The organism is Leucobacter massiliensis (genome assembly GCF_002982315.1).
GTDB classification, from domain to species: Bacteria; Actinomycetota; Actinomycetes; order Actinomycetales; family Microbacteriaceae; genus Leucobacter; species Leucobacter massiliensis.
Genome location: NZ_MWZD01000020.1, coordinates 1 through 14340, shown reverse-complemented (window position 1 = coordinate 14340; position 14340 = coordinate 1). Strand labels below are relative to the sequence as shown.

The window sequence follows — 14340 nt, the reverse complement described above, 5'->3', positions numbered from 1 at the left end:
TCCCGAGCGGATCGCGCCACCGGAGCGGATATCGGCATCCGCGCCAGAGCCATCCTAATCACATCTTGGACTATTGTCGACAATCGACTAGTGTCGATCGGTATCGGCGGTCGCCCGGCCGCCGCACCGCCCAGCGAAAGGCAGCCATGAAGATCACCCGAATCGAGACGTGCGGGCTCCGCGGGGCCACTCCCGAGGGCGGGTGGACGCACGAACTCCGGCCCGAGGACGTCGTCCACACGCTCGTCGCCGTGCACACCGACACGGGCCACGTCGGGATCGGCAGCGCCTTCACCAGCGAGCACCTCGTGCGGGGGGCCATCGAGCTGCTCTCGGCCCACCTCATCGGGCACGACCCGCGCGAGGTCGAGCGCCTCACCGAGACCCTGCACCAGACCGCGTTCTGGATGGGCCGCGGCGGTGCGCTCACCCACGCCACGAGCGCCATCGACATCGCCCTCTGGGACATCGCCGGCCAGGCGCACGGGCAGCCCGCGGGCCGCCTCCTCGGCGGGCGCCACCGCGAGCGAGTGCGCCCCTACGCCTCGGTGCTCATGGACGAGCCCGGCCCGATGACCGAGAACCTCGAAGCGCTCGTCGAGCAGGGCTTCACCGCCTTCAAGATCGGCTGGTGGAAGTTCGGCCGCGTCGACGCGCGCACGGACGAGCGCACCGTCGCCGCCGCCCGCGAGGCGGTCGGCGACCGGCTCCTCGCCGTCGACGCCGGCGGCTCCGAGGGCTTCTTCCCGGGCTCGCTCGCCTGGGCGAAGCGCACCGCACGCATGCTCGCCGACTTCGAGGTGGCCTGGTTCGAGGAGGCGCTCGCCCCCGACGACCTCGACGGCTTCGCCGAACTGCGCGCCGACTCGCCGATCCCCATCAGCGGGGGCGAAGTGCTCACCCGCCGGCAGAGCTTCGCGCCGTACATCGCACGCCGCGCCTTCGACATCGTGCAGCCCGACACCACGAAGGGGGGCGGGCTCAGCGAGTCGCGCCGCATCGGCTGGGCGGCGGAGGACGCCGGGATCACGCTCATCCCGCACGGCTGGAACACCGCGGTCGGGCTCGCCGCCGATCTGCAGCTCGCCTCCGCCCTCTCCAGAACCGAGCTCGTCGAGTACAAGACCGGCTCGGCGTACGTCGACGAGCTCACCGAGGGCGGGTGGCGGCTCGACGCCGACGGCACCCTGCCGATCCCGAGCCGTCCCGGGCTCGGGATCTCGCTCCGGCGCGAGGCCCTCGAGGCCTACGGCACCCGGCCCGGCTTCGCGGACGCCGAGGCATGAGCGCCCCCGCGACCCTGTCGATCGTCACCGCGGTGCTGCGCGGGCGCGACAGCGCACGCGTCGCCGCGGTGTCCGAGGCGCTCGCGGAGGCGGGGATCGGGCGGATCGAGCTCACCCTCACCACGCCGGGCACGCTCGGCGCCGTGCGCACCGCGCGCGCCGCGGCGGCCGGGCGCGCCCTCGTGGGCGTGGGCACCGTGCTCGACCGCGGCACGGCCGCGGCAGCGGTCGAGTCCGGCGCCGAGTTCCTCGTCACTCCGGGCGTCGCCCCCGAGGTCGCGGAGATCGCATCCGCCCAGGGCATCCCGCTGATGATGGGGGCGCTCAGCCCGAGCGAGGTGATGCGGGCCGCCGCGTGCGGGGCCGACGAGATCAAGATCTTCCCCGCCTCGGCGGTGGGACCCGGATACCTGCGGGCGCTCGCCGGGCCGCTGCCCCAGCTGCGCTTCGTCCCCTCGGGCGGCGTCAACGCCGCTGGCGCCACCGCCTGGCTGCGCGCCGGAGCCGCCGGCCTCTCCATCGGCGGCCCGCTCATCGGCGACGCGCTCGACGGCGGACCGCTGCCCGCGCTGCGGGAGCGACTCGCCGAGCTGCGCGCAGCGCTCCAGGAGCGGTCGTGAAGCGCTCCCCGACGCGGGTGCTCACCCTCGGCGAGACGATGGGACTCATCACCTCGGCCGAGTCCGGGCGGCTCCGCGCCGGCGCGCCGATGCGCCTCTCCTTCGGGGGCGCCGAGTCGAATGTGGCGATCGGCCTCGCCCGGCTCGGGCACCCGGTGCGGTGGCTCAGCCGGCTCGGCGAGGACGCGATCGGCGAGGCGATCCTCGCGGGCCTGCGCGGCGAGGGCGTCGAGTGCGCGGTGGCGCGCGATCCGCGCCGCCCGAGCGGATTGATGCTCAAGCACTCGCCGCGGCCGGGGGCGAGCAGCGTGAGCTACCGGCGGGCGGGCAGCGCGGCCACGGCGCTGGGGCCGGAGGACCTCGCGGGAGCGACGGCGGGGGTGGGGCAGCTGCACCTGAGCGGGATCACCCCGGCGCTGTCGGCCTCGGCCCGGGAGCTGACCGTGGCCGCGGCCACCTGGGCCCACGCCTCCGGGGTGCCGGTGAGCCTCGACGTCAACTACCGGTCCTCGCTCTGGACGGAGCGCGAGGCGCGGGCCGCTCTGCTGCCGCTGCTGCCCCACGTGACCGTGCTGTTCGGCGGGCCCGAGGAGCTGCGCCTGCTCGCACCGGACGGCACCGATGCTCGCGGGGGCGCCGATGCTCGCGGGAGCGCCGGGAACGGCGCGGCCCTGCTCGGCGCGCTCGCCGCGTGCGGACCGAGCGAGGTCGTGGAGAAGCGGGGCGCGGAGGGGGCGCTCGCCCGGCACCCCGGCGGCGTGGCCGCGAGAGCGGCGGAGCGGATCACCCCCGTCGACACGGTCGGGGCGGGCGACGCCTTCGTGGCCGGATACCTCTCGGCCCGGCTGGACGGCGCAGGGCCGGAGGCGGCCCTGGAGCGCGGGAACGCGTGCGGCGCGCTCGCCTGCCTGCACCCCGGCGATTGGGAGGGCGCTCCGGGCCGCGAGGAGCTGCGCGCCTTCCTCGGCGCGGAGGATCCGGTGCGGCGCTGAGGCGTCCGCACGGCGCCGTGCGGTGCGGTGCCGGCGGCGTCCGGGGGCGCCGCGGGCGCGCGGCCGGGATGCTTGCCCGCATTCATCAGACTTTAGTAAGGTGACGGTTGCCTGCTGTGGCGCAGGCCGGGGGTTCGAGAATCGCGGTGGCGCGCACGTGCGCGGGTGCGATTCCGCGAGTGCCCGATCCCGAACCCGAAAGGTTGCCCGCACATGCGCTCGTCCCTGCGCCGGAGGGGTCTCGCCCTCGCCTCGACCGTGGCCGTCGCCGGCCTGCTGCTCGCGGGATGCTCCGCCGCCCCCGCCGACGCCGGGCAGGCCCCGGATGACCCGTCGAGCGCCGGCACGCACCCCGTCGAGCACGCCCGCGGCACCACCGAGGTGCCGGACGCGCCCCAGCGCGTCGTCGTGCTCGAACCCGTCGAACTCGACACCGCCGTGTCGCTCGGCGTCACCCCCGTCGGCGCGGCGGTCGCGAGCAATGTGGCGGGGATCCCCGAGTACCTCGGCGTCGCGGGCGTCGAGCCGGTCGGCACCGTGCCCGAGCCCGACCTCGAGGCGATCGCGGCCCTGAAGCCCGACCTGATCCTCGGCACCGAATCGCGGCACTCCAAGCTCTACGAGCAGCTCGGCGCCATCGCCCCCACCGTCTTCATGGCGACGCAGGCGGATCCCTGGCAGGAGAACGTGCTCCTGATCGGCGAGGCCCTCGGCCAGCCCGAGGAGGCGCAGCGCCTCGTCGACGGCTTCGCCGAGCGCTGCGAGAAGATCGCGGGCGAGTTCGAGGTGAGCGGCAAGACCGCCAATCTGATCCGCCCCCGCGACGAGACCACGCTGAGCCTCTACGGCCCGGTCTCCTTCGGCGGCGGGGCGCTCGAGTGCGTCGGCCTCACCATCCCCGAGCAGCAGTGGGAGGACGGCCTGCAGGCGGATCTCTCCCCCGAGAACATCCTCGACGCGAAGGCCGACTACGTCTTCGTCACCACCGCCGACGTCGACGACCCCTCGACGGTCCCCGCCGCGATCACCCGGAACGCAGCAGACTTCCCCTCGCTCACGCTCGTCGACACAAGCTACTGGGTGTCGGGCGTCGGCCCGAAGGGCGGCGAGCTGGTCCTCGACGACCTCGAGCGGTTCCTCGCAGCCCAGCAGTGACGCTCCCCCGCCGCCCCCGCATCCTCCTCGGCGTCGCCGCCCTGGCCGTGCTGCTCGCGCTCGCGCTCGCACTGTCGCTCGCGGTGGGCTCCAACTCGCTGCCGCTGGGCGCGGTGCTCGAGGTGCTGCGCGGCGGAGGGTCCCCGGAGGCCGCCTACGTGGTGAACGAGCTGCGGATCCCGCGCACCGCGGCGGGGCTCGCCGCGGGGGCGGCGCTCGGCGTCGCGGGCGCGCTCATCCAGGCGTTCACGCGCAATCCGCTCGCCGATCCGGGCATCCTCGGCGTCAACGCCGGAGCGGCCTTCGCGGTCGCGGCGGGCGTCGCGTTCCTGGGGATGCGCGAGGTCTCGGCCCTGCTCTGGCTCGCCTTCGCCGGGGCCCTCGCGGTGACGGTCGCGGTGTACCTCATCGGCTCCTCGGGCCGCGGCGCCGCCGATCCGATCCGGCTCACCCTCGCCGGCGTCGCACTGGGCGCCGTGTTCTCCGGGCTGACGACCGGCATGACCCTCAGCGATCCCGACGCCTTCGACCGGATGCGCTCGTGGAACGCCGGCTCGCTGCTCGGCCGCGGCTTCGAGGTGCTGCTGCCCGTGCTCCCCTTCATCGCGCTCGGACTGCTGGCCGCCGCCTGGCTGGCCCCGGGCCTCAATGCGCTGGCCCTCGGCGACGACGTGGCCCGCTCGCAGGGCGCGGGCGTCGCGGGGATCCGGCTCGGCGTGGTCGCCGCCGTCACGCTGCTCGCGGGCGCGGCGACCGCGCTGGCCGGGCCCATCGCCTTCGTCGGGCTGATGGTGCCGCACGTGGCCCGCTGGGTGATCGGCGTGGATCAGCGCGCCATCATCGCGGTGTCGGCGCTGCTCGCCCCGGTGGTGCTGCTGCTCTCGGACGTGCTCGGGCGGGTGCTCATCGCCCCGGCCGAGATCCCCGTGGGCGTCGTCACCGCCTTCGTGGGCGCACCGGTGCTCATCGCGCTCGCGCGGCGACGCAAGGCGAGCACGCTGTCATGAGGGCGTCGAGCATGGGAGCGGGATCGGGGCCCGCAGCGGATCCTGGATCGGTGCCGGGATCGGGGACCTCGGGATCCCGATCTGGGTCGGGACCCGGCTCGGGATCCCGCCCGGTGGCGTCCCGAGGCCGCTCCGTCATCGGAAGGATCCGCCCGCGCAGCGTCGTCAGCGGCCTCGCGCTGCTGCTCGCCGTCCTGGTGCTCGGCGTGGTCGCCCTCGGCCTCGGCGACTACCCGCTCACCCCCGCCGAGGTGCTGCGCGCACTGCTCGGCGGGGGCGATCCGCTCGACCGCACCGTCGTCGTCGAGTGGCGGCTGGCGCGGGTGCTCGCCGCGGTGCTGCTGGGCGGCCTGCTCGCCGTCTCGGGCGCGGTCTTCCAGACCGTCACCCGCAACCCGCTGGCGAGCCCCGACATCCTCGGCCTCTCGAACGGCGCCTTCACGGGCATGCTGCTCACCACCGTGCTGTTCTCGGCGAGCTGGCCGCTGCTCAGCGCCGGCGCCGTCGCCGGAGGCCTGCTCACGGCCGCCGCGATCTGGGCGCTCGCGGCGCGCGGCGGCGTGCAGGGCTTCCGCCTCATCGTGGTCGGGATCGGCGTGGCCGCGATCCTCGCCTCCGCGAACACCTGGATGCTGCTGGAGGTGGAGCTCGACACCGCCATGTTCGCCTCGGCGTGGGGAGCGGGATCGCTGAACGGGGTCACCGCGGCCCCGCTTGCGGGCGCGCTCGCCTGCGCGGCACCGCTGCTCCTCCTGCTCGCGGCGCTCGGCCCGCGGCTGCGCCAGCTGGAGCTCGGGGACGACGTCGCCGCGGCGAGCGGCGCCCGCCCGGCGGCGACGCGGAGCCTGGCACTGCTGCTCGCGGTGGTGCTCGCCTCGATCGCCACCGCGGTGATCGGGCCCGTCGCCTTCATCGCGCTCGCCGCGCCGCAGATAGCGCGGCGCATCGCCCGCGCCCCCTCGCTGTCGCTGACCCTGTCGGCGCTCCTCGGAGCGCTGCTGCTGCTGGCCTCCGACGTCATCGCCCAGCATCTGCTGCCCGTCACCCTGCCCGTCGGGGTCGTCACCGTCTCCGTGGGAGGCGTCTACCTCGTTGTCACTCTGATCCAGGAGATCCGCCGTCGTGCCTGAACCCGCCACCGCACCCGCCACCGCACCCGCCGCCGGCCCCGCCGCCGCGCCCCGCCTGCGCGCCGAGGCCGGCCCCCTCGGTTACGTCCCCGCCCCCATTCGTAACCGAGGGTGACGGCCTCGCCGCGCCCCGCCTGCGCGCCGAGGCCGTCACCCTCGGTTACGACGCCGAGCCCATCATCAGCGGGCTCAGCGCCGCGATCCCCGACGGCTCCTTCACCGTCATCATCGGCCCCAACGCCTGCGGCAAGTCCACGCTGCTGCGGGGGCTCTCACGGCTGCTCGCGCCGCGCGCGGGCCGAGTCGTGCTCGACGGCAAGGCCATCGCCGAGTTCCCCGCGAAGGAGGTGGCGCGCCGCCTCGGGCTGCTGCCGCAGTCGGCGATCGCGCCGGACGGGATCACGGTGGCCGATCTGGTATCGCGGGGCCGCTACCCGCACCAGGGCTTCCTGCGGCAGTGGTCGGAGGAGGACGAGGCCGCGGTGCAGGAGGCGCTGGCGGCTACCGGCACCCGGGAACTTTCGGCCCGCCGCGTCGACGAGCTGTCGGGCGGGCAGCGCCAGCGCGTGTGGGTGGCGATGGTGCTCGCGCAGCAGACCGATCTGCTGCTGCTCGACGAGCCGACCACCTTCCTCGACATCGCCCACCAGGTCGAGCTGATGGAGCTCTTCGCCCACCTGAACCGCCGCGGCCGCACCGTGGTCGCCGTGCTGCACGATCTGAACCACGCGGCGCGCTACGCCGACCACATCATCGCCATGCGCGACGGCGAGATCGTGGCCTCGGGGACGCCGGAGCAGGTCGTGACGAGCGAGCGCGTCGAGCGCATCTACGGCCTCCCCAATGTGGTCATCGCGGATCCGGTCTCCGGCGGTCCGCTCGTCGTGCCGCTCGGCATGCCGATCCCGGATCCCGAGGCCCGTGAGGGCTCGGAGGCGACCGCGTGAGCCGCCCCTCGACCCCGGCTGCCCCGGCGGCCCCGGCAGCCGCGGCCGCGCACCCCTGGGAGTACAGCGCGTTCCGCGTCGCCGTGGCCCGCACGCAGCGCCTTTCACCCGGCTTCGTGCGGGTGACCCTCGCGGGCGAGGAGCTGCGCCACTTCGCGCCGTGGGGGCTCGACCAGCGCATCAAGCTGGTGCTGCCGATGGCGGACGGCAGCCGTCCCGACTTCGGGCTGCTCGACCGGCCGACGCCGCACCCGAAAGAGTGGTACGCCCGGTGGAAGGCGCTGCCCGAGGACCGCCGCAACCCGCTGCGCACCTACACCCCTGCCGCGATCCGGCCCGCGCTCGGCGAGATCGACGTGGAGCTCTTCATCCACGAGCCGGCGGGCCCGGCGTCCTCGTGGGCGCTGGCCTGCGCGCCGGGCGACGAGCTGGTGCTCACGGGCCCGGACGCGCGCGTCGGCTTCACCGGCTACGGCATCCACTTCATGCCGCCGTCCCCGCCGAGCCGGCTGCTGCTCGTGGGCGACGAATCGGCGCTGCCCGCGATCGGGAACCTGCTCGCCGCCGCTCCGTCGGGAGCGAGCGAGGTGCTGCTGGAGCTGGGGGATCCCGCGGACGAGCTGCTGTCGCTGCCGCTGCCGCGGGGCGGGGAGAACGGGGTGGCGGGCACGGCGCACGCGCTGCGGGTGGTGCCGCGCGCCGGCCGCGATCCGGACGCCCTGGAGCTGGCGGTGCGGGAGTGGGGCGAGGAGCACGGGGCGGAATTCGCGGCGGATCCCGGGGCGTACGCCTGGCTGGCGGGAGAGGCGGGGGCGACGATGCGCATCCGCAGGGTCATGAGCGCGGAGTGGGGGCTGCCGAAGGAGCGCATCGCCTCGCTGGGGTACTGGAAACACGGCGGCCCCCTCGTCGGCTGAGCCGTCCCCGCCCCGTGCGCAAGCCCTCGCCGCGCACGGCCGATCCGTGCCAGAGTGGTTCGCGGAGAGGGGGCCGGGTGACGGAGACCAGGGAACGCCGCGGCGCGGTGGCGGACGCTGCGGCGCCGGCGGGTCGGGCATGAGCGGCGCGAGCGGCACGGCGCCCCGTCGTCGCCGCCGGCGGCTGCCGATCAGCCGGGAGCTCGAGGGCGAGGCCTTCGTCTACCGGCTGCGCGGCCGGAAGATCACGCGGCGCGCGGAGATCGCGCGCATCGAGGCGCTTGCGATCCCGCCCGCCTGGACCGAGGTCGAGATCGCGAAGTCGCCGACGGCGAAGGTGCTGGCGCGGGGCGTGGACGCGGCCGGGCGCACGCAGGCCATCTACCACCCCTCCTTCCGCAAGCGGCAGGACCGGATCAAGTTCGCGCGGCTCGAACGCTTCGGCCGCGCCCTGCCGCGGATCCGGGCGCGGGTGGACCGCGATCTGCGGCGCCGGCTGCTCGGCCCCGACCGCGTCACGGCCTGCGTGGTCCGGCTCATCGACCTGCAGTTCTTCCGGGTCGGCAACGTCCAGTACGCGAAGCGGCACCGCAGCTTCGGGATCACCACGCTGCGGCGCGAGCACGTGACCGTGAGCTCGGGCGGCGTCACCTTCGACTTCACCGGCAAGAGCGGCAAGCGGCACCGCCGCCGCGTCTCGGACGAGCGGGTGGCCCGCCTCCTGGCGCGCGTGCAGGAGGAGCTGCCCGGCCCGGAGCTCTTCCGCTTCATCGACGAGGACGGCGTCGCCCACCCGCTGCGCAGCGGCCACGTCAACGGCTACGTGCGCCGCCACATGGGCGAGGAGTTCACCGCGAAGGACTTCCGCACCTGGGGCGGCACGGTGGTCGCGGCGAACGCGCTGCTCGATCTGGAGCCCGGGCAGCTCCGCACGAAGACGGCGCGCAGCCGGGCGGTGCGCGGCGCGCTGGAGGCCGCGGCGGAGCGCCTCGGCAACACGGTGGCGGTGACCAAGGCCTCCTACGTCGATCCGCGGGTGCTCGCCGCGGCCGAGCGGCCCCGGGTGCTGCGGCGCGTGCGCGAGTCGCGGGAGCGGATGCGCCCGCGCCGCCACTTCGACGTCGCCGAGCAGGCGACGCTCGCGCTGCTCGCCGAGATGAGCTGAGGCGCGGGAGCCGCGAGCCGCTCAGGATCCGGGATCCCCCGCGCTATCAGGCTCCGGGCCGAGGCGCTTCCCCAGCACCCAGGTGTTCCCGCGCGGGGCCTCCGCACCGGGGGCGCTCGCCGCGGCCGGCTCGTGCCGGAACTCGTCGAGCACCGAGCGCGCGAGCGCGAGCCCCCGGCCCGACTCGGCCTCGCCGCCGGGCATCGCCACGGAGCCCCAGTCGATGGCCGCCGGGGCCGCCGAGTCGCGGATCGTGGCGCGCAGCTCGCGCGGCACGGCGCCGAGGTCGAGCTCCACGCTGAGCCGGATCTCGACCTCCGGCTCGCCGGATCCCGCCCGGGCAGCGCCGCCCCCGCTTCCGTGCTCCACGATGTTCGTGAGGGTCTCCGCGACGGCGAGCGCGAACAGCGTCCGCTCGCGCGCCGGCAGCTCGGGGGACGCCGCCCAGAGCCCGTCGAGGGCGTCGAGGGCGCGGTCCACGAAGCTCAGCTCGGCTGCGCCCCGCAGGCGCAGCACCCGAGGTTCCGTGCGCTCAGCGCCCATCGAACGCCGTCTCCGGCGTCGGGTGGAGACTGAGCACCTGGTCGAGGTTGGTGAGCCGCAGCACGGCGTGCACCGCCTCGGGCACGGCGGCGATCCGCAGGTCCCCGCCCGCGATGCGGGCCCGCTTCAGGCTGCCGATGAGCGCGCCGAGCCCGGAGGAGTCGACGAACTCGGCCTGCCCGAGGTCGACGACGATCCGCGTCGTGCCCGCGTCGATGAGGTCGCTCACGGCGTTGCGCAGCAGCGGGGCGCCGGAGGCGGTGAGGCGCCCGTCGATCGAGATGACGGTGAAGTCGCCGTGGTCGGTGCTGTCGAGGTTCATGCCGCTCCTTCGGGGGTCGCTTCGGCGGGGTGGGCCGCGGGTCCGCGGTAGCGGGCGGCCTGGATGATGACGCTGAGCACCACGAGGTCGTAGAGCACCCAGGCCGTGTTGACGAGCGTGCCCGTCCCGTCGGCGGTGCCGAGGGCGAGCCGGACGAGGCCGATGACGAGGGCGACGGCGAGCACCGCCATCGCGGTGAGCTGCGGCCAGATCTCCCGCCACGGCACGCCGCGCGGATCCCGCCCGTCCTTGCGGGTCACGGCGAAGCTCAGGGAGCGGCCGAAGCACACGTTCGCGAAGGCGGTCCAGCAGGCCCGGATCCACACGGGGAACAGCGCGAGCGAGTACTGCTGGCCGCGCCAGGTGCGCATGCCGCGCGCCACGAGCAGGAAGAGCAGCTGGTTGACGAGGAAATACGGCAGGAAGCGCGCGAAGAAGTCGACGCTCCACGCCGTCACCGGCATAACCCCGAACACGAGGTAGATGACGGGCGCCGCCAGGTAGACGACGGCGGTGAAGCCGGAGAGGTAGCTCCACATGGTCGCGAAGTACATGATGCGCTGCCCCGCCGAGAGGCCGCGCTTCACGAGGGGGTTGTCGCGCAGCATCACCTGCAGGGTGCCCTGCGCCCAGCGGAGCCGCTGGGTGAGCATGGTGCGCAGGTCCTCGGGGGCGAGGCCGCGGGCGAGCACCTCGTGGTGGTAGGCGCTGCGCCAGCCGAGGGCGTGCAGCTGCATGGCCGTCGCCATGTCCTCGGTGACGGAGATCGTGGCGAGCGGCTGCAGCGGCTGCGCCTCCCCGCCCCGGTCGATGCGCAGCGCGTCGAGCAGCGCGGCGACGGCCTCGACGGCGCCGAGCGGCGACATCTCCGTGGTCGCGAGCCGCTCGAGGCGCACCTCGTCGACGACCACCTCGCCGAGTTCGGCGTCCCGCTCCAGCGGCAACCGGGCGATCACCTCCAGGTCTTCGCGCATCGTGTCCAGGTCCCGGGAGGTGAGCTCCTGCGCGGCCCGGTCGATGGCGCTGCGCACCGCGAAGGTGGCGTCGGCGAGGGGCGCTCCGGCGGTGATCTCGGCGCGCGCGGCACGGATCGTCTCCTGCAGCTGGGTGAGGCTCGCGGTGAGCTCGGGGTCGGCCGCCTGGCGCGCCTCGCGCGCGATCAGGGTTTCCGCGACGCGCAGCGCCTTCTTCGTGGAGCTGGTGACGTCCTTGACGTAGCCCACGATCCCGAGCTGCATGAGCGCCTCGCGGCGCAGCAGGGCGTTCGAGCCGCAGAAGAAGGCGGCGTTCCAGCCGTCTTTGCCCTGCTGGATCGGCCCGTAGAACAGCGGCGCCTGGCTGCCGAGGGGGTCCGCCTCGTCGACGTTGGAGAACCACTGCGGGGTCTGCACGAGCGCGAGCTCGGGGTCGTCGGCGAAGTAGCCGAGGGTGCGGTGCAGGATCAGCGGGTCCGGGATCTGGTCCGCGTCGAGGATCAGCAGGAACTCGCCTTCGGTTTGGAAGAGCGCGCTGTTGAGGTTGCCGGCCTTCGCGTGGCGGGGCTTGCCCGTCCAGTCCTCGGAGCGGGTGAGGTAGCCGATCCCCGCCTCGCGCGCGGCCTGTGCGAGTTCCGGCCGCGAGCCGTCGTCGAGGATCCAGGTCTCGTGCGGGTAGGCGATCCTGCGGGCCGCTACGGCGGTCTCCATGACGAGCTCGATGGGCTCGTTGTAGGTGGTGATGAGCACGTCGACGGTGCCCTGCGGCGGTGAGACGGGGGCGGGGCGCTCGCGGGCGCGCCACATCGTCAGGCAGAAGAACCAGGTGTCGATGAGGCTGTAGCTCTCGGCGAGGACGAGCGGCACCGCGATCCACCACGCCTCCCAGTTGATGGAGTCGAGCCACCGCCACACGACGTAGTTGGTGCCGAGCAGCACGGAGAGCACGGCGAGGACGCGGATCGCCGCGAAGCGCGCGGTCATGCCTCCCTCCTCACCACGACGACGGTGATGTCGTCGGCCGCCCGCGTGTCGCGCATGAGCGCGATCGCGGAGCGCACGGCGCCGTCGGGGCCGTGCTCGCGCACCAGCCGGGCGAAGTCCGCGAAGGGGTCGGCGGGGTCGAGGACGTCGAGGAGGCCGTCGCTGCTGCAGGCGAAGCAGTCGCCGGGCCTGAGGGCGGCGCTCACCGGCTCCCGCTCGGCGGCCTCGCCCGTCCCCATGCCGAGCGGCAGGCCGGCGGAGCGCAGGTGCTCCCAGCCGCCGTCGGCGCGGACGATGATCGCGAGGCCGTGCCCGGCGTCGACGAGCTCGATCCCGCCGCTGCGGGTGTCGATGTCGGCGTGCACGGCGGTCACGAACATGCCGGTGTCGCCGAGGTCCTCCTCGACGAGCCGGTCGGCGCCCGCAACCGCCTCGGCGAGCGTGCGTCCGGGGGCGGTGCGCAGCGAGGCCCGCACCCCGGCGGCGACGATCGCGGGCCCGGCGCCCTTGCCCATCGCATCGGCGAGGGTGACGCGCAGCGCGCCGTCGCGCGGCACCAGGTCGTAGAAGTCGCCGGAGAGCCGCCCGCGGGCGGCCGCGCCCGCCGCGATCTCGTAGCCCGGGATGCGGGGCAGCCGGTGGGGTTGCAGGGCGCGCTGGATGATCTCGGCGTGGTCCAGCTCCTCGTCGCGGCTCAGCTCGGCCTGCACCCAGGAGGCGAGGTCGCGCAGCAGTTCGCCCTGGCTGGGCGTGAAGCGGCGGGGCACGGTGTCGATGACGCAGAGCGTGCCGACGGGCTCGCCGCCGGGGGCGTAGAGCGGGTGGCCGGCGTAGAAGCGCAGGTGCGGGTCGCCGGCGACGAAGGGGTTGGCGGCGAACTCCTCGTCGGCGGCGGCGTCCTCGACGACGACCATGCGGCTCTGCCGCACGGTGTAGTCGCAGAAGGCGTCCTCGCGGGGAGCCTCGATGCCGCCGAGCCCGATCTGCGACTTGCGCCACTGCCGGTCGCGGTCCACGAGGGTGACGCTCACCATAGGGACGCCGAACATCTCCTTCGCGAGCCGCGTGACCCGGTCCACGCGCTCGTCGGGCGGGGTGTCGAGCACCCCGAGCTGGGTCAGCGCGGCGAGCCGCTGCTCCTCGTCGACCATGCGTCCCTCCCCCGGCTGCGCCCCCGCGCAGTTTCCCTCATCCTAAGTGCGCGGACTCAGTCTGCGCACTCCCGGCCCCCAGCCCCGAGCCACCCGCGCTGCCCCCTGCGTCTGCGGCCCGGGGCGCGGGTGTTCCCGGACAGACGCAGAGGCCCCGCTGCTGCGGGGCCCCTGCGGTGGTCCGTCGTTCGGTCGCGGCGCGGGTCGGATGCCCGGCGTCGCGAGCCGGAGTCAGTCGATGGCGTCCTTGGCCTTGTCCTTGACGTTCTCGACCGAGCCCTTCAGCTCGCCCTTCGCCTGCTCGGCCTTGCCCTCGGCGACCTTGGAGTCGTCGCCCGTGACCTTGCCCGCCGCTTCCTTCAGCTTGCCCTTGGCCTTGTCGGCCTCGGCTGAGATCTTGTCAGACAGTCCCATATGGTCCTCCTCTGTTCCAGCGACTGTGGGCCTCCACCATCCCAAGCCCGCCGCTCCGGCCGCAATCCCTTGCGCGCCCGCCGGAAGCGCGATATAGGCGGCGGGTGCGGGATCCTGCCGCCCCGATCCGGGGCCTGCCGCGCCTCGACCGCCCGGATCCGCGGCCGGCCGGTCCCGGCCGCTTCGCGCTGCAGCCCCGGCCCGTGTCGCTCCGGCCTCCAGCGCCGTGTCGCTCCGGCCCCCGATCGGCTTCAATGGAGGCATGCCGATCTCCCTCGTCCTCATCGCCGACACCCACCTGCCGAAGCGGGCGAAGCAGCTGCCCGAGCCCCTGTGGCGCGCGGTGGACGCCGCCGACGTCGTGATCCACGCCGGGGACTGGGTGGACGAGGCGACGCTCGACGCGCTGGAGGCCCGATCCCGCCGCCTCATCGGGGTGTACGGCAACAACGACGGTGCGGGGCTGCGGGCGCGGCTGCCCGAGGTCGCGCGGGCGGAGATCGCGGGGATCAGGATCGCGGCGTAGAAGCGCAGGTGCGGGTCGCCGGCGACGAAGGGGTTGGCGGCGAACTCCTCGTCGGCGGCGGCGTCCTCGACGGCGACCCTGCGGCTCTGCCGCCATTTTACCTTCTATGGCTTGCTGTGCCTCACTTCTTTTTTTTTTTTTTTTTTTTTCTTTTTTTTTTTTTTTTCTTTTTTTTTTTTTTTTTTTTTTTTTTTTTTTTTTTTTTTT

General features: G+C 74.2%; 14 protein-coding genes and 1 pseudogene. 10 read left to right on the top strand and 5 right to left on the bottom strand.

The genetic code is table 11. The features are described 5' to 3' along the window. Positions 1–146: 146 nt before the first annotated feature. The 9 genes from B4915_RS12045 (at position 147) to B4915_RS12005 (ending at position 9219) form a co-directional block, all read left to right on the top strand. Complete coding sequence (locus B4915_RS12045; protein WP_105806066.1) at positions 147–1286, top strand: mandelate racemase/muconate lactonizing enzyme family protein; 1140 nt, start codon at positions 147–149, stop codon at positions 1284–1286. Then, positions 1283–1906: a bifunctional 4-hydroxy-2-oxoglutarate aldolase/2-dehydro-3-deoxy-phosphogluconate aldolase gene (locus tag B4915_RS12040; protein ID WP_105806065.1), complete on the top strand. Its 624-nt coding sequence runs from the start codon at positions 1283–1285 to the stop codon at positions 1904–1906. Before B4915_RS12045 ends, B4915_RS12040 begins: the two co-directional genes overlap by 4 nt. Beyond that, a complete protein-coding gene (locus B4915_RS12035; protein WP_245907487.1) occupies positions 1903–2898 on the top strand; it encodes a sugar kinase in 996 nt (331 codons plus the stop codon). Before B4915_RS12040 ends, B4915_RS12035 begins: the two co-directional genes overlap by 4 nt. A gap of 213 nt (positions 2899–3111) precedes the next feature. Then, complete coding sequence (locus B4915_RS12030) at positions 3112–4053, top strand: ABC transporter substrate-binding protein (protein ID WP_105806064.1); 942 nt, start codon at positions 3112–3114, stop codon at positions 4051–4053. Further along, the gene (locus B4915_RS12025; RefSeq protein WP_105806063.1) at positions 4050–5060 is read left to right on the top strand and encodes an iron chelate uptake ABC transporter family permease subunit; all 1011 of its coding nucleotides are present in this window, start codon (positions 4050–4052) and stop codon (positions 5058–5060) included. The genes B4915_RS12030 and B4915_RS12025 overlap by 4 nt, the downstream gene beginning before the upstream one ends. Positions 5061–5173: 113 nt before the next feature. After that, positions 5174–6190 (top strand): FecCD family ABC transporter permease, encoded by a 1017-nt coding sequence (locus B4915_RS12020; protein ID WP_245907491.1) that lies wholly within the window; start codon positions 5174–5176, stop codon positions 6188–6190. A 134-nt stretch (positions 6191–6324) separates the two neighbouring features. Then, positions 6325–7137, top strand: a complete 813-nt coding sequence (locus B4915_RS12015; RefSeq protein ID WP_105806100.1) for an ABC transporter ATP-binding protein — start codon at positions 6325–6327, stop codon at positions 7135–7137. Then, a complete protein-coding gene (locus tag B4915_RS12010) occupies positions 7134–8054 on the top strand; it encodes a siderophore-interacting protein (RefSeq protein ID WP_105806061.1) in 921 nt (306 codons plus the stop codon). The genes B4915_RS12015 and B4915_RS12010 overlap by 4 nt, the downstream gene beginning before the upstream one ends. Before the next feature lie 139 nt (positions 8055–8193). Beyond that, a complete protein-coding gene (locus B4915_RS12005; RefSeq protein ID WP_105806060.1) occupies positions 8194–9219 on the top strand; it encodes a DNA topoisomerase IB in 1026 nt (341 codons plus the stop codon). 21 nt (positions 9220–9240) lie between these two features. Here B4915_RS12005 and B4915_RS12000 read toward each other — a convergent pair whose 3' ends face one another. The 5 genes from B4915_RS12000 to B4915_RS11980 form a co-directional block, all read right to left on the bottom strand. Continuing rightward, on the bottom strand, positions 9241–9762 hold the full coding sequence (locus B4915_RS12000; RefSeq protein ID WP_105806059.1) for an ATP-binding protein: 522 nt from the start codon (positions 9760–9762) through the stop codon (positions 9241–9243). Continuing rightward, positions 9752–10084: an STAS domain-containing protein gene (locus B4915_RS11995; RefSeq protein WP_105806058.1), complete on the bottom strand. Its 333-nt coding sequence runs from the start codon at positions 10082–10084 to the stop codon at positions 9752–9754. Before B4915_RS11995 ends, B4915_RS12000 begins: the two co-directional genes overlap by 11 nt. Then, positions 10081–12042 (bottom strand): glycosyltransferase family 2 protein, encoded by a 1962-nt coding sequence (locus B4915_RS11990; protein ID WP_105806057.1) that lies wholly within the window; start codon positions 12040–12042, stop codon positions 10081–10083. The genes B4915_RS11995 and B4915_RS11990 overlap by 4 nt, the downstream gene beginning before the upstream one ends. Continuing rightward, positions 12039–13193: a PP2C family protein-serine/threonine phosphatase gene (locus B4915_RS11985; RefSeq protein ID WP_105806056.1), complete on the bottom strand. Its 1155-nt coding sequence runs from the start codon at positions 13191–13193 to the stop codon at positions 12039–12041. Before B4915_RS11985 ends, B4915_RS11990 begins: the two co-directional genes overlap by 4 nt. 231 nt (positions 13194–13424) lie before the next feature. Continuing rightward, positions 13425–13607: a CsbD family protein gene (locus tag B4915_RS11980; protein ID WP_105806055.1), complete on the bottom strand. Its 183-nt coding sequence runs from the start codon at positions 13605–13607 to the stop codon at positions 13425–13427. Between the two features lie 262 nt (positions 13608–13869). Here B4915_RS11980 and B4915_RS11975 point away from each other — a divergent pair. Further along, a pseudogene (locus tag B4915_RS11975) lies at positions 13870–14127 on the top strand (metallophosphoesterase family protein); the annotation flags it as partial. Between the last annotated feature and the right edge of the window lie 213 nt (positions 14128–14340).

What these genes read in the sequence shown, in the direction of transcription:
- B4915_RS12045 (WP_105806066.1), top strand. Translation starts at nt 147, where the DNA reads ATGAAGATCACCCGAATCGAGACGTGCGGGCTCCGCGGGGCCACTCCC.
- B4915_RS12040 (WP_105806065.1), top strand. Translation starts at nt 1,283, where the DNA reads ATGAGCGCCCCCGCGACCCTGTCGATCGTCACCGCGGTGCTGCGCGGG.
- B4915_RS12030 (WP_105806064.1), top strand. Translation starts at nt 3,112, where the DNA reads ATGCGCTCGTCCCTGCGCCGGAGGGGTCTCGCCCTCGCCTCGACCGTG.
- B4915_RS12005 (WP_105806060.1), top strand. Translation starts at nt 8,194, where the DNA reads ATGAGCGGCGCGAGCGGCACGGCGCCCCGTCGTCGCCGCCGGCGGCTG.
- B4915_RS12000 (WP_105806059.1), bottom strand. Translation starts at nt 9,762, where the DNA reads ATGGGCGCTGAGCGCACGGAACCTCGGGTGCTGCGCCTGCGGGGCGCA.
- B4915_RS11995 (WP_105806058.1), bottom strand. Translation starts at nt 10,084, where the DNA reads ATGAACCTCGACAGCACCGACCACGGCGACTTCACCGTCATCTCGATC.
- B4915_RS11990 (WP_105806057.1), bottom strand. Translation starts at nt 12,042, where the DNA reads ATGACCGCGCGCTTCGCGGCGATCCGCGTCCTCGCCGTGCTCTCCGTG.
- B4915_RS11985 (WP_105806056.1), bottom strand. Translation starts at nt 13,193, where the DNA reads ATGGTCGACGAGGAGCAGCGGCTCGCCGCGCTGACCCAGCTCGGGGTG.
- B4915_RS11980 (WP_105806055.1), bottom strand. Translation starts at nt 13,607, where the DNA reads ATGGGACTGTCTGACAAGATCTCAGCCGAGGCCGACAAGGCCAAGGGC.